Origin of the sequence: Shigella dysenteriae, from assembly GCF_022354085.1 — a bacterium.
GTDB classification, from domain to species: Bacteria; Pseudomonadota; Gammaproteobacteria; order Enterobacterales; family Enterobacteriaceae; genus Escherichia; species Escherichia coli.
Genome location: NZ_CP055055.1, coordinates 187344 through 204918 on the forward strand (window position 1 = coordinate 187344; position 17575 = coordinate 204918).

Below are 17575 nucleotides of genomic sequence, written 5' to 3' on the forward strand. Positions count from 1 at the left end.
AAGGTTCAACAGCGTTTTACCACTTCATGCGATTGTTGCGTTTTTGTTGCGCATTAGATCACTTAATTTGCTTTACATCTCCCGTAAACACTTTTCTGCGATACAATGCCTTTACGTTATGTAACGGAGAGTTCGGCATGTCACACCCCGCGTTAACGCAACTGCGTGCGCTGCGCTATTTTACAGAGATCCCTGCCCTGGATCCGCAACTGCTCGACTGGCTGTTGCTGGAAGATTCCATGACAAAACGTTTTGAACAGCAGGGAAAAACGGTGAGCGTGACGATGATCCGCGAAGGGTTTGTCGAGCAGAATGAAATCCCCGAAGAACTGCCGCTGCTGCCGAAAGAGTCTCGTTACTGGTTACGTGAAATTTTGTTATGTGCCGATGGTGAACCGTGGCTTGCCGGTCGTACCGTCGTTCCTGTGTCAACGTTAAGCGGGCCGGAGCTGGCGTTACAAAAATTGGGTAAAACGCCGTTAGGACGCTATCTGTTCACATCATCGACATTAACCCGGGACTTTATTGAGATAGGCCGTGATGCCGGACTGTGGGGGCGACGTTCCCGCCTGCGATTAAGCGGTAAACCGCTGTTGCTAACAGAACTGTTTTTACCGGCGTCACCGTTGTACTAAGAGGAAAAAAATATGGAGTGGAGTCTGACGCAGAATAAGCTGCTGGCGTTTCATCGCTTAATGCGTACGGATAAGCCAATTGGCGCGTTACTGCTGCTCTGGCCAACATTATGGGCGTTGTGGGTGGCGACACCGGGCGTTCCCCAGCTCTGGATCCTGGCGGTGTTTGTCGCGGGTGTCTGGCTGATGCGCGCTGCCGGATGTGTGGTGAATGATTATGCTGACCGCAAGTTTGATGGTCATGTTAAGCGCACGGCGAACCGACCACTTCCCAGCGGCGCGGTAACAGAGAAAGAGGCGCGCGCGCTGTTTGTAGTGCTGGTACTGATTTCGTTTTTACTGGTGCTGACGCTGAATACGATGACCATTCTGTTGTCGATTGCCGCGCTAGCGCTGGCGTGGGTGTACCCGTTTATGAAGCGGTATACCCATCTACCGCAAGTGGTGCTGGGCGCGGCGTTTGGCTGGTCGATTCCAATGGCTTTTGCTGCTGTGAGTGAGTCGGTGCCATTGAGTTGCTGGTTAATGTTCCTCGCCAATATTCTCTGGGCGGTGGCTTACGACACGCAGTATGCGATGGTTGACCGTGATGATGATGTGAAGATTGGCATTAAATCCACCGCAATCCTGTTCGGCCAATACGATAAATTGATTATTGGTATTTTGCAGATTGGCGTACTGGCACTGATGGCGATCATCGGTGAGTTAAATGGCTTAGGCTGGGGATATTACTGGTCAATTCTGGTGGCTGGCGCGCTGTTTGTTTATCAACAAAAACTGATTGCCAACCGCGAGCGTGAAGCCTGCTTTAAAGCATTTATGAATAATAACTATGTTGGTCTGGTACTGTTTTTAGGGCTGGCAATGAGTTACTGGCATTTCTGATGATGTAAAAAAGCCGGATGATCATCCGGCTTTCTTCTGGGCTGCCTGATGCGTTGCGCTTCTCAGGCCTACACAACAGATCGCAATTTATTGAATTTGCAGATTATGGTAAGCCTGATAAGGCGTTTGCGCCGCATCCGGCAATTCTCTCTGATTACCCTTCGCCCTGCGTCGCACTCTCAATCGTCAAACGCACGTCTGATGTAATCAACTCCGCCAGCAACTGATAAACCTTCATCGTTTCTGCCGGTTCGGCATCGCCGCTATCGCTGATATACCCTTCATCACGCAGCGTCAGCACCAGAGAACTGAACACCGCTTTGTCGAAGAACTCCGGCGCGTTGATGCCGTGCAGCACGGAGAGACGTTGCGCGACGGTGCGGCTCTCTTTCTCCAGCGTACCGCGGTTGATCGACGGGTTGGCGCTCAACAGCCAGAAGGTGATGGCATAACGTTGCAGCGTTTCGCGCGCGCCTGCGGCGAGCAGCTGTAGCGTGCGAGAATGCGCCGGGTTGATATGCAACTCATCATCTTGCAGGGTAATCAGCCCCTGACGTTGCATCTCATTTGCCAGCGCATCAATAACGTCCGGCAACTCGTCGCGATCCCAGCGCAGGAACAGCTCCGCTTTCAGCATTGGGTAAAGCACATTGACGTGCTCCATCAATACGTCGCGGGAGATGTGGCGATGCTGGGTGACAATTGCCGCCATCAGCGAAGGCAGCACCAACATATGCGCAATGTTGTTGCGATAGTAGGTCATCAGCACCGCTTGCTCGCGCGGTAGAATGATGATGTCGCCGATAGTGTCTTTCTCGACTTCAAACTTGTTCATTTGCAGCGCGTGATCGATAAGCTCGCTGGCGCTGGCTGAAGGAACGGTAGAGTCCGTGGAGTAAGGTACGTTGCGCATCAGATCCAGGTAGCAGTTGAGTTGCTCGGTTAACTGCTCGCGGGTGAGTGAGCGCTGACGTGACGCCAGTAGCGCAGTACAGCACAGGTTCATGGCGTTTGCCGCGCCTGCGTTGTTAATGCGTACCATTAGATCGGCAGCAATATTATTGACCGTCGGCGTTAACCAGGCCGGACGCACCGCTTCGATGGGATCGATAGATTCACGCCAGTCTGGTACGTGCTGGTTAAGGTAGGTCATCAACGGCATTGGTTCACCGAAGTTGACGTAACCCTGACCGAGATTACGCAGCTTGCTTAAACCGCGCAGCATCTGCGGCAGGCTCTCTTTCTCTTTCGTCGCACCGCGCAGTTCTTTGGCGTAAGTACCCACTTCCATGACGTGCTCATAACCGATATAGATCGGAATCAGCGTAATCGGACGCGTGCCGCCACGCAGCATCGCCTGAATGGTCATCGACAGCGTACCGGTTTTCGGATCCAGCAAACGCCCCGTACGGGAACGACCGCCTTCCACGAAGTACTCGACGGAATAACCACGGCTGAACAGTTCGCCGAGATACTCACGGAAAACGGTGGAATAGAGCTTATTGCCTTTAAACGTACGGCGAATAAAGAACGCCCCCAGACGGCGGAAAATCGGCCCGGCAGGCCAGAAGTTCAGGTTGATCCCGGCGGCGATATGCGGCGGCACCAGCCCCTGGTGATACAGCACGTAAGAAAGCAGCAGGTAGTCCATGTGGCTGCGGTGGCAAGGCACATATACCAGCTCATGACCGTCGTGGGCCAGCTGGCGAACGCGCTCGGCGTTATGGACGTTGATGCCCTGGTAAAGGCGGTTCCAGGTGAAGCCCAGAATACGGTCAGTCAGGCGGATCATCTCGTAAGAGAAATTCGCCGCAATCTCTTCCATCAGCGCAATCGCGTTCTGCTGCGCTTTTTCATGGGAGATTTTTTTGCTGCGCGCTTCATCTTCTACCGCTTTGGCAATGGCGCGGGAGGCGAGCAGCTTATTAAACAGATCCTGACGAGCAGGCAGACGTGGACCCACGGCAGCCAGACGTTGACGGGCAAAGTGCATACGCGCCACGCGCGCCAGTTTCTGCGCGATAGTTTTATCCGTGCCGTGTTCATCCGCCATACGGCGCAGCGAAACTGACGGCGAGAAACGCACAAAACTGTCGCGACCGAGCCACAGTACAGCGAAAAATTTCTGTACGCCGTTAAGCATACGCAGCGGCGGGTTCACTTCGCCTTTTTCACGCCCTGGCGCGCGACCAAACATCACCGATACTGGCACCATCTGCACATCCAGATTTGGGTTGCTACGGTGCAAATCGAGATAGTCGTGGAACAGCTTAATAGACTCTTCTTTCGGCGTGTAATAGGTGAATACACGCGGCCCGCCGTGAATGAACACATAGCGCGGCAGTAGCGTGCCGTCGATTTCCAGCGGCTCTAACGGGTCAGGCAGGTCATGTGCCAGACACTGGGCGCGCAACGTCAGCAAGTCTGCTTTCGAGTTGTACGGTAAAACGTACATAATTGGACGAGAGGTATCCAGCCCCAGTTCCGGGGCAGGATCTGCCGGAATAGACTTGCTTTTTACCAGGATGCTTAATGGTAAATTCAGTAATTTGTAGTAAATTCGTGGCCAGCCGGACATAAACGATGTAAAGCCTCTGGTTAATAATGCAAATGCGCGGCAAGGATAGCAGAAAGTCATGGGAAATTCTGTGGTATCCGCTCATGTTTCGCGCGGCGTTACGCAAACCCGAATCATCGGATTTAACGGTACACTGATATTGACGCTCATAATGTAAAAAGGTTCTTTCAATGGCCAATAATACCACTGGATTCACCCGAATAATCAAAGCTGCTGGCTATTCCTGGAAAGGTTTACGCGCTGCATGGATCAACGAAGCGGCATTCCGTCAGGAAGGCGTAGCGGTATTGTTGGCGGTGGTCATCGCCTGCTGGCTGGATGTGGACGCAATTACCCGCGTGCTGCTTATCAGCTCCGTGATGCTGGTGATGATTGTGGAAATCCTCAATAGCGCCATCGAAGCAGTGGTTGACCGAATTGGCTCTGAATACCATGAGCTTTCCGGACGCGCTAAAGATATGGGATCCGCCGCGGTGCTGATTGCGATTATCGTCGCCGTGATTACCTGGTGCATCCTGTTATGGTCGCATTTTGGATAACCCTTCCAGATTTCGATAAATCTCTGGTTTATTGTGCAGTTTATGGTTCCAAAATCGCCTTTTGCTGTATATACTCACAGCATAACTGTATATACACCCAGGGGGCGGAATGAAAGCGTTAACGGCCAGGCAACAAGAGGTGTTTGATCTCATCCGTGATCACATCAGCCAGACAGGTATGCCGCCGACGCGTGCGGAAATCGCGCAGCGTTTGGGGTTCCGTTCCCCAAACGCGGCTGAAGAACATCTGAAGGCGCTGGCACGCAAAGGCGTAATTGAAATTGTTTCCGGCGCATCACGCGGGATTCGTCTGTTGCAGGAAGAGGAAGAAGGGTTGCCACTGGTAGGTCGTGTGGCTGCCGGTGAACCGCTTCTGGCGCAACAGCATATTGAAGGTCATTATCAGGTCGATCCTTCCTTGTTCAAGCCGAATGCTGATTTCCTGCTGCGCGTCAGCGGGATGTCGATGAAAGATATCGGCATTATGGATGGCGACTTGCTGGCAGTGCATAAAACTCAGGATGTACGTAACGGTCAGGTCGTTGTCGCACGTATTGATGACGAAGTTACCGTTAAGCGCCTGAAAAAACAGGGCAATAAAGTCGAACTGTTGCCAGAAAATAGCGAGTTTAAACCAATTGTCGTTGACCTTCGTCAGCAGAGCTTCACCATTGAAGGGCTGGCGGTTGGCGTTATTCGCAACGGCGACTGGCTGTAACATATCTCTGAGACCGCGATGCCGCCTGGCGTCGCGGTTTGTTTTTCATCTCTCTTCATCAGGCTTGTCTGCATGGCATTCCTCACTTCATCTGATAAAGCACTCTGGCATCTCGCCTTACCCATGATTTTCTCCAATATCACCGTTCCGTTGCTGGGACTGGTCGATACGGCGGTAATTGGTCATCTTGATAGCCCGGTTTATTTGGGCGGCGTGGCGGTTGGTGCAACGGCGACCAGCTTTCTCTTTATGCTGTTGCTGTTTTTACGCATGAGCACCACCGGGCTGACTGCGCAGGCTTATGGTGCCAAAAATCCTCAGGCATTAGCCCGTGCGCTGGTGCAACCGTTGCTGTTGGCGTTGGGGGCTGGGGCGTTAATTGCGCTGTTGCGTACGCCGATTATCGATCTGGCGCTGCATATTGTTGGCGGTAGTGAAGCGGTCCTGGAACAGGCGCGGCGCTTTCTTGAAATCCGCTGGTTAAGCGCTCCGGCGTCGCTGGCGAATCTGGTATTACTCGGTTGGTTACTCGGCGTGCAATATGCCCGTGCGCCAGTAATTTTGTTAGTGGTCGGCAATATCCTCAACATTGTGCTGGATGTCTGGCTGGTGATGGGGCTGCATATGAACGTGCAGGGCGCGGCGCTGGCGACGGTTATTGCGGAATATGCAACATTGCTGATTGGTCTGCTAATGGTGCGTAAAATCCTCAAACTACGCGGAATTTCCGGCGAAATGCTGAAAACTGCCTGGCGAGGAAACTTCCGTCGCTTGCTGGCGCTTAACCGCGATATCATGCTGCGTTCGCTGTTGTTGCAACTCTGTTTCGGCGCGATCACCGTACTTGGCGCGCGACTGGGGAGTGACATTATCGCTGTTAACGCGGTTCTGATGACGCTACTCACCTTTACCGCCTATGCGCTGGACGGTTTTGCCTACGCGGTTGAAGCGCACTCCGGTCAGGCGTACGGTGCGCGCGACGGTAGCCAGTTGCTGGATGTCTGGCGGGCAGCGTGCCGCCAGTCGGGGATCGTAGCGTTGCTGTTTTCGGTGGTCTATTTGCTGGCAGGGGAACACATCATTGCGTTGCTGACGTCGTTAACCCAGATTCAGCAGCTGGCCGACCGCTATCTTATCTGGCAGGTGATTTTGCCGTTGGTTGGCGTCTGGTGTTATCTGCTGGACGGCATGTTTATAGGCGCAACGCGTGCCGCCGAAATGCGTAACAGTATGGCGGTGGCCGCCGCAGGTTTTGCGCTGACGCTCCTTACGCTGCCGTGGCTGGGCAATCATGGTTTGTGGCTGGCGTTAACCGTCTTTCTGGCGTTGCGCGGGCTTTCTCTGGCGGCTATCTGGCGGCGTCACTGGCGCAATGGTACCTGGTTTGCCGCAACGTGACGGTTAAAAATTCTGAATAAATAATCCTAAGCCAAATTGCTGACTACACTTAATCTCACGTTCAGAAGAAAAGTGAACGTACTCTCATTCACAACCTAACGATGAGGTCTTGATTATGAATAAAGATGAAGCCGGCGGTAACTGGAAACAGTTTAAAGGTAAAGTGAAAGAGCAATGGGGCAAACTGACCGATGATGATATGACGATCATTGAAGGTAAACGTGATCAACTGGTCGGTAAAATCCAGGAACGTTATGGTTATCAGAAAGATCAGGCAGAAAAAGAGGTCGTGGATTGGGAAACCCGCAATGAATATCGCTGGTAATTAATCCCTCCTGCCCGACGTGTACAAGGATGTACGCCCTCTTAACGCGGTTTCTTTTTCACCTGCACAGAGTGATCATGCTGGCACTGTTCAGGATGACGACACGCTTCCACTTCCACGCATGCCGCACAGAGCCCATGTGCTTCAATCACATTATGCCGCAGGGCAAACCCCATTTTTGCCGCCAGCGTATGCATGATGTCTTCCACGCCTTCTGCACATTCTTCTTTCACCGCGCCGCAGCGATCGCAAATAAACATGGCTGACGTATGGGTGGGCTGGTCGAACAGATGACAGAGCACATAACTGTTGGTGGATTCCACCTTATGCACAAAACCTTGCTCAAGCAGAAAATCCAGCGCGCGATAAACCGTTGGCGGCTTGGCTTGCGGTTCAGCTTCGCGCAGCAAATCAAGCAGATCGTAAGCGCTGATAGCGCCATCCTGCAGACTCATCAGGCGCAACACTTCCAGGCGCTGTGGAGTCAGGCGCACATTACGCTGCGCGCAGATTTTTTCAGCCTGCGCTAATAACTCCTGCGTTGTGGTCTTTTCCATCGGGCACCTCAAAGTGGGGGTTAAGAATGTCCTTACTTTACCATGTTCCAGGAAAAACACCGAGAACCCTTATTGTTGCCGTAATGTTGCTTTTCTGTTTTGTAGGTAAGATGTTGTGTTGCCTGGCAGTACCATTATCAACACGATAATAATTAATAATTCATTTTTAAATAAATTGCTTCAAGTTAACTCGCTATTTATTTAACCGTGGCTAATCGTATACCCGAATTTCAGAAAATTATGAGCGATTTTTGATAGTGACCGGTTCCAAAAACACTTATAAGGAGGACACGGTACGACAAAAAAGGTAGATGAATCATGTTAAAGATAATACCCGGTGCAACTGGATACTTTAATAAAACACTCAATTCAAATCAATTCGATAATAAAGATGCAACCAAAGATAAATTAGATAATATAGATGCAACCAACGATAAATTAGATAATAGAGGTACAATCAAAGATAAATTAAATAATATATATGGTAAGTCTATTGATTATTCAGCGCTGCGTCATCGGGATATAATTATTGCAAAAATAGATTTGTTTATTCAAAGAATCACTCATAATTTATGGCATGCACGTAAAAAAAATGTGTTTTTAATTGAGCAAATAACTAATCTCAAAGAGTGGGTTAATAAGTATATTGCAGATTGCACTGATGAGGAATTAAACGATCGTGACTTTATTGCATCAGTTGTTGACCGGGCTATTTTTCATTTCGCGGTTAATAGTATATGTAATACTGAGGGTAATAAAGATGCAACGCCCATAGAACGATATACTTTTGATGTAGAAACCAAGAATGGCCTTCCCTCCACGGTTCAGCTATTTTATGAGGAATCTAAAGATAATGAACCTTTAGCGAATATACATTTGCAAGCAATAGGTTCTGGTTTTTTAACGTTTGTTAATGCATGTCAGAAATATGATGACAACAGCTTAAAATTATTCGCTTCGCTGTTGATTTCACTTTCATACTCTAGTGCCTACACAGATTTAGCAGGAGCAGAAAAAGTGAATATTAATGATCATAATGGGAACTATCTGACAGCTCAGTTTGAAGAGTTATCTCAACGTGATATGAAGAAGTACCTGGGAGAAATGAAGCGTCTGGCAGATGGGGGAGAAATGAATTTTGATGGCTATCTGGATAAGATGTCACATCTGGTGAATGAAGGAACGCTCGCCCCTGATATTTTAAGCAAAATGCGAGATGCTGCACCGAAATTAATTGACTTTGCTAAGTCGTTTGACCCAAACTCAAAGGAAAAGATTAAAATATATACAGGTACTTCTAAATTAATTTATGATTTATTCGGGGTTAAATCGGAGAAATAATATGTGAAGTTCTTCGATGGTATGAAAGGTATTACATAAAAGAACCCAATGCTTATTGGGTTCTTTTTTCTCTATCAGTGCTATTAGCAGGGAGAGATATCACCGGAGTTTAATGTGTGATTTTTATTTATCGTCGAATCTGTATTGTTTATCATTGCTTTTCACAACGCTAACATCTAATAAGATTAGATCTTCACTTCGTGAGAGCTTCATGCCTTGAGAGGATCTCATTTTTCTTTTGCAATGAGACAGGCGCTTCCTGTTGTTATGGTATAGTACCCCGTTATTGAGCCTCCTGAACAGTGATGCTGAATAACATAACTCCATGATATATCGATAAAATAATCTCTACATTTGAAAATGCACGGTAATTCTGAAATGCAAAAAATCAACCAAACCAGCGCAATGCCTGAAAAAACTGACGTTCACTGGAGTGGTCGGTTTAGCGTTGCACCAATGCTCGATAGGATGTACCGTTTTTGAAAAACAAGTAGTTATATACTTTGTGGGAGCCTATTGGGAACCCGGCGTTTTCATTTCAAGGAGTAATCCATACGCGGCTTAAGAATGAGATATAATGCGACTTTTAGTGTTCCGCTTGAGAGGCCATGATGCTTACCCTGGACGAGATAGGTCAATCAGTACGTAACAATATCCAGTTGATTATTGATCATGTCGGCTTACCTCTTGCTGTTGGTCCGCTCAGTGATGATGATTACAAGATTCTGTGTGGTGGCTATGGTGAGCTTGAATGGGACTATGCGTTAAGTACCTATGGCAACTCCAGAGAAAAGTATGAGTTCTGCATAAAACTTGTTCAGCAAGGTCGGGTTCAGGGAATACCATCAGGAGCAGCAATTTGTGTTTATGGGGTTGAAGAAAACATCTTTCGTATCCATATGATCGAAAGGTTTTCTAGAGAAGATGAATCTCACCCATTGAAAGGGCGCATGGTTTTACTCACTCTTATGAGTGCTTTTATATTTTGTAAAGCTGTTGAATGTAAAGTTGTCCACATTGTAGAGCCAGTACCAGAACTGGTGCAGTATTACGAGTCTTTTGGTTTCCGCATGGAACAGTGCGGTTATGTGATGTCGGCAGTCATTGATGAGCTGCAGGATATCTTTCTTAAATTTGCTCAGTAGGTATAGACGAGAAGGGTCTACAAATTGTAGGATACCCGTCCAGATTACCTTAAAGGTACATCTATGGCAGTCGTTTTGTGCTTAAACTACTAAGAAACGATGTCACCAATCGATCATGTCGATTGGCATAAGTTAGCGAAACAAGCTAGCTTTAAAGAAAGGGTTAGAGACGCCTTTACTGTCTCGGGAGTTTTCTATGAAAGATCAAAAAGCAACCAAGCCACAGGTTAAGTTCGACACAATGAAAGCATTCGCAGGTATGGGTGCTGCTGTTGAAGTTCTGATGAAGGCTGCTCCTAATGCGTTCACTCACGCTACTGTCTCTGGTAAAGAGCAGCAGGGTAAGCTTCGTCGTCGCAAAGCAGCATGATCATAGCTGGTGCTTTTTGAAAACCCGCCTTCAGGCGGGTTTTTTCTTTAGTGATGTTCTTTGCCCTTCTGTTTGACTGTTCTGACCTGTTCCCACTCGATACGTCCTTCTTCTCGCCTTTTGTCTATGTATTCCGCAAGATCCTGAATATTGATGCAACGTTTTGCTTTTTGTGATGTGCCGATGCGATATGTTGGAACGGGCAACTTACAAGCGTTTGCTTTTGCTTCTGCCGTGGCTGGACTCATACCAAAGTACTTTTGGCTAACTGCTGAGAGTTCAATGTTTGGGGTATTGAATTCAGCCATCAGTAAAAACAAGGTGTTCATAATTTTCTCCATCAAAACCGGCTGCACCCGGGAAAATCATAATTCTGTGCTGGTGGCAGGAATTAATTTCTGCCAGATAGCGGAAACATATTTTGCCTGATGACGGGCATCAGCTAGGGCGTTGTGCCGTTCGCCATCGAAAGGCATGTCCATTTTGGGGTCGAATCCGATGGAACGCCCAAGTGTAACGATCGTGCGTACATCGTGGTCATTCCAGTACGCCCACGGGCAGATTTGTCCTGCTCGCTCATAAGCTCCACGTAAAATTACGTTGTCGAAGGTGGCCCCGTTACCCCAGATTTTTAAATATTTCGTATTGTCTGCGTGCCGGTTAATGAAATGGTTTAGTTCTGAGAGAGCATCGCTGATCGACAAAGTATCATCAATACAGATTGCAGCTCGCGCTTCAGGGCTTTGTTTCAACCACCACAGGATGGTATCGCCGTCAGGTGTAGCTCCTTGCTTCATAGCACTGTCTAGGCTGACAACCGCATAGAATTCTTGTCCGATGTTTCCGGTTTCTGGAGTGAAGAACACCGCGCCAATGGAAACGATCGGTGCATCCTTATTTTTCCCCATCGTCTCAAGGTCGATCATTAAGTTGTTCATCACTTCACCTCCTGCGGCGGTTCTGGTAGAGGCATCCAATTGATTACATCGCATTTAGGGATGCTGATATCATCACCAAGCCACCCTTGACCTTCAGACCAGCATTGCACGTAATACCCGTATTCTGTGTTCACTACGCACCACTGCGCGTCGTTCGGCATTCGATCACTACAGCTTATCCAACTATCCGGAGTTACCGGAGAGTTGCCCGACAGCTCGTTCAACTTGTAAGTCTGGCTTACAGGTTCGGCACCATGAATCATGGCGGTGCGGCAGGCTTCATCAACCATAGCTTCTACGTTTTCGAGAAGTACGTAACTGTACTGCTGCCCACTAACCCATTCTTTTCTGCGAGGTAATGCGCGTGGGTCTGCAACAATGGATTGCAAACGTTCCAGAACAGCAAGCGCTACCGGCGCTGGCGGCGCGGTGTAAAGTGGAACAACTCGCCCTCCCCATTGATTAACACTACTCTCAGCGAACACTAAATGCTCAGTCCGATAATACCCAGGGGCATCAATATCTTTTCTTTCGCTATCCCACATGTAAACCACCGGTTCTGCTTCCAGTGATGCCAGTGCAATTTCATAAGCACGGCGCTCAATATTGTCTCGAACGTCCAGGCTGCCTATGCGCTCTTTGATTTCTTTAATCATTTCTTTGTCGGTGAAAGTGCTCATATCAATCTCCTTTGGTACCAATGTTTACAGCCTGGCAAGCCTCTTTGAGCACCCAGTCAACAGCGTCTTTCCATGCTCCGGTTTCGACTGGCGGATTCTCACGCTTTACCTGTTCATAGAAGCACACTGCTTTAACCAGTCCTTCCGGTACTACTGGTGATGGCTGTTTAGCTTCTAAATCAGCAATTCTGTCAACCACGGCATCTACGGCATCTGAAAAGCCGAACCAGTTACTCCACTCCGGCCTATCCCCGGTTGCTGCAAAGTACATATCAGCCAAAGCAGACTCAGCATGGTCACGCTCGTTAATGAGTTGCTCTTCGCTTTTCTCCAGTTCAGCAATACGCTTACTTCCATCCGAGATAACACCTTCGTAATACTCGCGCTGCTCGTTGAGTTTTGATTTTGTCTCCTCAAGCTCAACACGCAGTTTCCCTACCGTTAGCGCAATATCCTCGTTCTCCTGGTCACGGCGTTTGATGTATTGCTGGTTTCTTTCCCGTTCATCCAGCAGCGCCTGCACTACTTCAGGGTTGAAAGCTGCGATATAACGAGCGTTGTTCTCTGCGTTGTTCTGTCCATCAAAGCCGGTCCATTTGATAACGTCTTCACATCGTTTATCACCAGGTGTATGCACCGCATATGTACCAGTACCAGACGAAATAAATGCGACCCATTCACCCTGTGTTGCCAGTTGCGCCGCTTTACGCAGTGCCTGATAGTCAATCTTGCTCACTGGTTGCCTCCTTTGCGGATCTGCGCTGCGATGCACGAAAAAAAAGACTCCCGCGTATGACTGTTAAGAGCTGGCGCGAACGCTGCGTTAAGAACGGCAGCATCACAGCCGTCATCGATATAGAGCGCAATTTTTTTCTCCAGGCGTGCTTTGGCTTCCTGCAACTGCATACCCCGGCACGCACGTGGGATATACTCAGCAATTTGAGCGATAGATTTTTCGTTCTGTTTAAACATGCTTCACCTCGATCGGCTTGATGGTATCGATCAGCAGTCGGCGGCGAGTATTTTCTGCAAAGTGGCGGCGTCCGGTTTCTTTGTGGTAAAACTCGTTTTTTCCGACGACCCACATCCGCTTTGTCTGGTGCAGTTTTTTTACCTGCGGACCGTCTCGGGTGATAACAATTCCTGTATGAGTTTTTATCACGCTCATTTCTTATTCTCCGGTGCTTTTGGCATTACTGCCCAGTGAGTGATATTGACGTTTTCAAGGTCCCCGACCTGAAATGTCCACTGCCATTCTCCGGTTTCTTTTTGTCCCCAGGTGTACCAGAGGGAACGCCAGCCAATCAGCCAGCCTTCTCCGTTAGCATCAAATAACAGAACACTTTCATTTGCTGGCGGCAGTTCAGCTGACACTGGTATTATTTTGTTTTCCAGTGCCGCACATTTAGCTTCAAGCGCGTCGAATTTACGTACCAGGTACTCGGCATTTGTTTCGTTCACTTTCAGATCTCGCGGTACACATTTTCCGCGAAGAAACCCTTCCATTTCGAAAACATTCATGCGCATTTGCGTAACTCCGATAACTCGTTAAAACGTTCCATAAACATCCCGTAGGCATGGCCCGGTGCCAGTGGAATCACGTTGAACATCTCTGTTGCCGGGATGCCTTCCAGTACAGGCCAGAAAGAGCCATCATCAAGCCCGAGATCGCGGCGTTCGGTTGCCAGCATGATGAGATCGGCATATTTCACAGGTGTGCTCATAACCGGGGGTAACCCGTATTTCTCACGGATTACGGCATCTATTTTTTCTTCCATCCGTTTATAGTCAGGAAGAAGGCGTTTCAGTGGAGCGGGGATGTCCTGGCAATATGCTTCTGTTGCATCATGCATTAACGCTTCAAAAGCAAATTCCTGCGGTACCAGCTGGCTGCAAAGCACCGCATGCTGGGCGACGCTGTAGAAGTGTGAAAGATGTCCTGCAAAGCGACAGATATTTGAAAGGGAAACCGCGATATCGTTAATAACGATGTCATCTTTATTTATCTTGTCATAATAAAAATGCTTCCCGGAAAAAGTTTTAATAAATGACATTTTGTTCTCCACGTATATGCGCTGCACCGCGCTGAATTCTGGTAAAAGGAAGCCCTCACCATCCGGTGATTATTGAGTTAATTACGTTTCCATAAATGCCCCCGCAGGGGCATTTGCAGTAATGAAATCAGGCGGTGAAAGTACCAATAAAGGTTTCTACTTTGCTGTCTTTGAATTTCTCAACAAGCAGATCACGAAATTCGTTAGCCATTTCTTCCTGCACCGCTTCCAGCTGAATAATGCGCAGAACCAGTACAGGACGATCGCCAGTGATAATGCTGAGGCGTAATTTAAACGGACGTTCTTTCAGGCCTTCAAACGGAACGCATTTGAATTCAAATGCCACTGGCATAATGTCTTTGGTCTTCGCTTCGACAGACTCCATCAGGGAGCGTTTGCCGCTGAAGTCATTATCTTCAAAATCAGCGGTCTGGTTTGCTTCAATCGTGATTTTACGGACCGCCGCAGCCGCTTTTGTTGCCTGAATGGTGTCACCATTAGCATCAAAGCCAACAAGGTAGTCGGCCCAGTCTTCAATCCATTCTGCCAGTGACTTCTGGGAGTTACGCTCGCCGTTAACAGACAACAGGGCAGAGAACGGTGCTGTCTTTTTCAGTTTGAGAGTGGCGGTGTTATCTGCGTGACCTGGTTCATCAATAGTACCCAGGTTAAGTACACTGACGGCACGCATATTATCAGCATCGATAAAGCAGCGGGTGCCTTCATCTGCAAGATCTTTAGAATAACGGGTAAAGTCATCGATGCTGGCAGTGGAAAGCGCACCACGGAAACGGAAGCGATTTAAATTAAATTTTTCCAGATCATGAATGCGGAAATTCTCAGGCAATGCCACAGCATCGGCACCAATATTACTGATAATTTCATTAACACCCTGAGCAGAAATAAGGGCATGGATTTGATTAATTGCGGTTGCGTCTAAGTTCTGAGACATAATAAGTCCTCACTATATTAAGATATTCAGTGATGAGATAAATAATCAGTTAATTAAGAACGATATTAATGACCTGCTGCGCGGAGTTTTCCGTCAGGTTCACCGGCAAGAGTCAGTAATTGTCCCTGGTCTTCCTGCAGAATAGTCAGGCGGCCACCGCGATTGACATACATCGGCGTTTCGGTGGTGTCTTCTTCGGAAATTTTCCCGCGGTTAGTCGGGCGAACATATGAGAGTTTGTGTTTGATTTTCACACGGTTCTCATCAAACGGTTCGATTTCCAGGTTGAGCGAGACCTTACCTTTGGTTTTCGTGTTCATCACACCGGAAGCGACTTCACTGAGAACAGCGCCGATTTTGGTTTCAAATACGCCGCCGTCCAGCTCCCCGATAAATGCCTGCACATCAGTACTGCGTTCGCTAGCCATTTTGCTGCTCCTCATCATATCGACCCTGCAAGGTCGGTTGGTTTCTCCACAAAACAGAGAAGAACACCTGCGGTGGCAGCCGCCCGGATGGATTGGGTTATGAGCCCGTCGTCCGGTGATGCTCTTCTCTGTTTTGTAAAAAGAGCGGTACCAGCCGGAAGCAAGTGTACAAACTGGTACCGCCAAAGCAGTGGCTGTTGTGGTGACCGGTGCTGATCTCCGGCTTGCGGTTATTTCAGACTCTCACGGGCGTTTAATTGCCCCGCCGAACAGCTCTTTTCCGCAATAGCTGCAATGTCTTTCGCGCATCAGCCTGCGCCTTCACCACAACTCTAAAAACAAATGTAGGATATCCAACATGTGAGTGTCAAGAGTTTATGTTGGTTATCCTACATAAAAAGATAGGCTCATAAAAAAACCGGGGATACCCCGGTTTTGCGATAGTGAGGAAGATGTGTCAAAAATCCATTATTACTTGTTTGACAAGACCAACTATTCTGCAGTTCTCACCGCATTCAATAGTTTTATAGTTAGGATTTAGTGGGACGAGATACCTGTTCGGCCAGTCCTCAACAAATTTTTTGAGTGTCGCTTCTTGCCCACCATTGATATGGGCAACAACGATTTTTCCGTTAATACACTCTGTATCAATAATATCTGGCTCTACGATAACGATAGAACCTTCTGGTATCGATGGTGAGCCGAGGGGATTGGTCATTGAATCACCACGGACCCGTAGTGCAAATGCCATTTCTGATACAAGGGCGGTAGTATAAACCCACTCTTCAGCATCTTCTTTCCTGACACCAGGCTCCGTCATTGTCCATGAACCCGCCTGAACCCACGAGATGAGGGGGACTTTTTTAACTGCGAATATTTCAGGTTTTAGATTTATCTTTGGTTCAGGCGAGCCTTTTCCGCTAACAAGCCACAGAGGATCGCATTTAAGTGCGTTGGCTAGGGCTTGAAGGTTGGCTCCATTTGGTTGGTAGTCGTCCTTTTCCCATCCAGTAACCGTGACACGGTTCACACCAGTCAAATCAGCCAGTGCTTGTTGTGTCAGGTTCAGTTCTTTTCGCCTTTGGCGAATACGATCACTCATGTTCATCATGTAGGCAATCCTACCACATGCCAATGTAGGATTCTTGACATTGGCATGTTGGATATCCTACATTTCTGCTTAACGTAATTTAACGGGAGACAGAAATGCGGAAATCCGACGTGATTAATTATTTCGGCGGAGTTTGTAAAACCGCCGAAGCCCTAGGTATTAAGCATCCGTCTGTTTCAGAGTGGCCTGAGATTATTCCTGAAGGCCGAGCGTACCAGTTAGAAAAAATTACTAACGGGAAACTGAAAGTTGACGTGTCTTTATATCAAAAGACTAACAGTGCTGCGGCATAAAAACACCACAGAAATGAGGAATTAACCGTGGGTAAAGAACCTGAATGGAAAGTTGATAAACAACCAGCATGGCTGGTGGCAGCAATACGAAGAACGATTGCTGATTTACCTCATGGCTATGAGGAAGCAGCAGAAATTCTTGGTTTGTATAAATCTGATGATATCACCCCAGCAAAAGATCAATTGCATAACAGACTGCGTAGCGGTGGGGATCAAATTTTTCCACTTGAGTGGGCCATGGTTTTACAGGATGCCAGTGGTACCAGGCATGTAACAGATGCAATAGCCCGTCGTAGTAATGGGGTGTTTGTGCCGCTGGTGGTCATTGATGACATTGACAATGGTGACATTAATCAGCGGCTGATGGAGTCAATAGAATGGATTGGCAAGCATTCCCAGTACTTACGCAAGGCAACTGCTGATGGAGTTATTGACCTGGCTGAGCGTGAGCAAATCGAAGAGAACAGCTACCAAGTAATGGCGAAGTGGCAGGAGCATTTAACACTGTTATTTCGTGTTTTTTGTGCGCCGGAAAAGAGTAACGCCCGCGAGTGTGCAGCTCCGGGCGTCGTGGCGTCGATTGCTTCTGGTTGTGGAGAAACTAACGCATGAACAGTTTAACAACACA

24 protein-coding genes and 2 pseudogenes are annotated in these 17575 nt (G+C 48.2%); 12 read left to right on the forward strand and 14 right to left on the reverse strand.

Translation table 11 applies throughout. The features are described from left to right. The first annotated feature begins 137 nt into the window (after nucleotides 1–137). Both ubiC and ubiA read left to right on the forward strand, forming a co-directional pair. A complete protein-coding gene (gene ubiC / locus HUZ68_RS00870) occupies nucleotides 138–635 on the forward strand; it encodes a chorismate lyase (RefSeq protein ID WP_001308201.1) in 498 nt (165 codons plus the stop codon). Between the two features lie 12 nt (nucleotides 636–647). Beyond that, the gene (gene ubiA, locus HUZ68_RS00875; protein ID WP_000455227.1) at nucleotides 648–1520 is read left to right on the forward strand and encodes a 4-hydroxybenzoate octaprenyltransferase; all 873 of its coding nucleotides are present in this window, start codon (nucleotides 648–650) and stop codon (nucleotides 1518–1520) included. Between the two features lie 154 nt (nucleotides 1521–1674). Here ubiA and plsB read toward each other — a convergent pair whose 3' ends face one another. Beyond that, a complete protein-coding gene (gene plsB, locus HUZ68_RS00880; RefSeq protein WP_000017354.1) occupies nucleotides 1675–4098 on the reverse strand; it encodes a glycerol-3-phosphate 1-O-acyltransferase PlsB in 2424 nt (807 codons plus the stop codon). 170 nt (nucleotides 4099–4268) lie between these two features. Here plsB and dgkA point away from each other — a divergent pair, with 170 nt between their 5' ends. From dgkA to HUZ68_RS00900, 4 genes are all read left to right on the forward strand, one after another. Then, on the forward strand, nucleotides 4269–4637 hold the full coding sequence (gene dgkA, locus HUZ68_RS00885; protein WP_000002907.1) for a diacylglycerol kinase: 369 nt from the start codon (nucleotides 4269–4271) through the stop codon (nucleotides 4635–4637). A 109-nt stretch (nucleotides 4638–4746) separates the two neighbouring features. After that, nucleotides 4747–5355, forward strand: coding sequence for a transcriptional repressor LexA (gene lexA / locus HUZ68_RS00890; protein WP_000646078.1), 609 nt, complete (start codon nucleotides 4747–4749; stop codon nucleotides 5353–5355). A gap of 72 nt (nucleotides 5356–5427) precedes the next feature. Beyond that, nucleotides 5428–6753 (forward strand): MATE family efflux transporter DinF, encoded by a 1326-nt coding sequence (gene dinF / locus HUZ68_RS00895; RefSeq protein WP_001301116.1) that lies wholly within the window; start codon nucleotides 5428–5430, stop codon nucleotides 6751–6753. 115 nt (nucleotides 6754–6868) lie between these two features. Beyond that, nucleotides 6869–7078: a CsbD family protein gene (locus HUZ68_RS00900; protein ID WP_001030593.1), complete on the forward strand. Its 210-nt coding sequence runs from the start codon at nucleotides 6869–6871 to the stop codon at nucleotides 7076–7078. A gap of 41 nt (nucleotides 7079–7119) precedes the next feature. Here the strand turns inward: HUZ68_RS00900 and zur are convergent, their stop codons facing one another. Then, complete coding sequence (gene zur, locus HUZ68_RS00905; protein ID WP_001295691.1) at nucleotides 7120–7635, reverse strand: zinc uptake transcriptional repressor Zur; 516 nt, start codon at nucleotides 7633–7635, stop codon at nucleotides 7120–7122. Nucleotides 7636–7953: 318 nt separating this feature from the next. On the opposite strand from zur, the gene HUZ68_RS00910 reads away from it, so the two are divergent. From HUZ68_RS00910 to HUZ68_RS00925, 4 genes and pseudogenes are all read left to right on the forward strand, one after another. After that, complete coding sequence (locus tag HUZ68_RS00910) at nucleotides 7954–8976, forward strand: DUF2713 family protein (RefSeq protein WP_000912596.1); 1023 nt, start codon at nucleotides 7954–7956, stop codon at nucleotides 8974–8976. A gap of 360 nt (nucleotides 8977–9336) precedes the next feature. Next, nucleotides 9337–9441: pseudogene (locus tag HUZ68_RS00915) on the forward strand (tRNA-dihydrouridine synthase); the annotation flags it as partial. A 146-nt stretch (nucleotides 9442–9587) separates the two neighbouring features. Beyond that, nucleotides 9588–10121 (forward strand): hypothetical protein, encoded by a 534-nt coding sequence (locus HUZ68_RS00920; protein ID WP_000956557.1) that lies wholly within the window; start codon nucleotides 9588–9590, stop codon nucleotides 10119–10121. A gap of 196 nt (nucleotides 10122–10317) precedes the next feature. Beyond that, on the forward strand, nucleotides 10318–10491 hold the full coding sequence (locus HUZ68_RS00925) for a hypothetical protein (RefSeq protein ID WP_000654815.1): 174 nt from the start codon (nucleotides 10318–10320) through the stop codon (nucleotides 10489–10491). Between the two features lie 47 nt (nucleotides 10492–10538). On the opposite strand, the gene HUZ68_RS00930 is transcribed toward HUZ68_RS00925, so the two are convergent. The 12 genes and pseudogenes from HUZ68_RS00930 to HUZ68_RS00985 form a co-directional block, all read right to left on the reverse strand. Beyond that, entirely contained in the window at nucleotides 10539–10820 is a 282-nt protein-coding gene (locus tag HUZ68_RS00930) for a pyocin activator PrtN family protein (protein WP_016241025.1), read from the reverse strand. Nucleotides 10821–10856: 36 nt separating this feature from the next. After that, on the reverse strand, nucleotides 10857–11429 hold the full coding sequence (locus HUZ68_RS00935) for a 3'-5' exonuclease (protein WP_121865612.1): 573 nt from the start codon (nucleotides 11427–11429) through the stop codon (nucleotides 10857–10859). After that, nucleotides 11429–11974 (reverse strand): DUF551 domain-containing protein, encoded by a 546-nt coding sequence (locus tag HUZ68_RS00940; protein ID WP_374704727.1) that lies wholly within the window; start codon nucleotides 11972–11974, stop codon nucleotides 11429–11431. Before HUZ68_RS00940 ends, HUZ68_RS00935 begins: the two co-directional genes overlap by 1 nt. Before the next feature lie 9 nt (nucleotides 11975–11983). Next, a pseudogene (locus tag HUZ68_RS00945) lies at nucleotides 11984–12109 on the reverse strand (hypothetical protein); the annotation flags it as partial. A 1-nt stretch (nucleotide 12110) separates the two neighbouring features. Continuing rightward, nucleotides 12111–12845, reverse strand: a complete 735-nt coding sequence (locus HUZ68_RS00950; protein WP_137536411.1) for an ead/Ea22-like family protein — start codon at nucleotides 12843–12845, stop codon at nucleotides 12111–12113. Further along, nucleotides 12842–13081, reverse strand: a complete 240-nt coding sequence (locus HUZ68_RS00955; RefSeq protein WP_000476211.1) for a hypothetical protein — start codon at nucleotides 13079–13081, stop codon at nucleotides 12842–12844. Before HUZ68_RS00955 ends, HUZ68_RS00950 begins: the two co-directional genes overlap by 4 nt. Beyond that, on the reverse strand, nucleotides 13074–13277 hold the full coding sequence (locus HUZ68_RS00960) for a hypothetical protein (RefSeq protein WP_000111289.1): 204 nt from the start codon (nucleotides 13275–13277) through the stop codon (nucleotides 13074–13076). Before HUZ68_RS00960 ends, HUZ68_RS00955 begins: the two co-directional genes overlap by 8 nt. Next, on the reverse strand, nucleotides 13274–13636 hold the full coding sequence (locus HUZ68_RS00965; protein ID WP_001242718.1) for a phage protein: 363 nt from the start codon (nucleotides 13634–13636) through the stop codon (nucleotides 13274–13276). Before HUZ68_RS00965 ends, HUZ68_RS00960 begins: the two co-directional genes overlap by 4 nt. Beyond that, nucleotides 13627–14163 carry a 5'-deoxynucleotidase gene (yfdR, locus tag HUZ68_RS00970; RefSeq protein WP_001401560.1) on the reverse strand — a complete coding sequence of 179 codons (537 nt, stop codon included), beginning with the start codon at nucleotides 14161–14163 and terminating at the stop codon, nucleotides 13627–13629. Before yfdR ends, HUZ68_RS00965 begins: the two co-directional genes overlap by 10 nt. 127 nt (nucleotides 14164–14290) lie before the next feature. Beyond that, nucleotides 14291–15115, reverse strand: coding sequence for a YfdQ family protein (locus HUZ68_RS00975; RefSeq protein ID WP_137536413.1), 825 nt, complete (start codon nucleotides 15113–15115; stop codon nucleotides 14291–14293). 65 nt (nucleotides 15116–15180) lie between these two features. After that, a complete protein-coding gene (yfdP, locus tag HUZ68_RS00980) occupies nucleotides 15181–15543 on the reverse strand; it encodes a protein YfdP (protein WP_000135680.1) in 363 nt (120 codons plus the stop codon). A gap of 457 nt (nucleotides 15544–16000) precedes the next feature. Beyond that, nucleotides 16001–16654 carry a LexA family protein gene (locus tag HUZ68_RS00985; RefSeq protein ID WP_000981537.1) on the reverse strand — a complete coding sequence of 218 codons (654 nt, stop codon included), beginning with the start codon at nucleotides 16652–16654 and terminating at the stop codon, nucleotides 16001–16003. 95 nt (nucleotides 16655–16749) lie between these two features. Here HUZ68_RS00985 and HUZ68_RS00990 point away from each other — a divergent pair, with 95 nt between their 5' ends. Both HUZ68_RS00990 and HUZ68_RS00995 read left to right on the forward strand, forming a co-directional pair. Beyond that, on the forward strand, nucleotides 16750–16947 hold the full coding sequence (locus HUZ68_RS00990; protein WP_001231956.1) for a Cro/CI family transcriptional regulator: 198 nt from the start codon (nucleotides 16750–16752) through the stop codon (nucleotides 16945–16947). A gap of 27 nt (nucleotides 16948–16974) precedes the next feature. Continuing rightward, nucleotides 16975–17559 (forward strand): YmfL family putative regulatory protein, encoded by a 585-nt coding sequence (locus tag HUZ68_RS00995; RefSeq protein WP_039022224.1) that lies wholly within the window; start codon nucleotides 16975–16977, stop codon nucleotides 17557–17559. The last annotated feature ends 16 nt before the right edge of the window (nucleotides 17560–17575 follow it).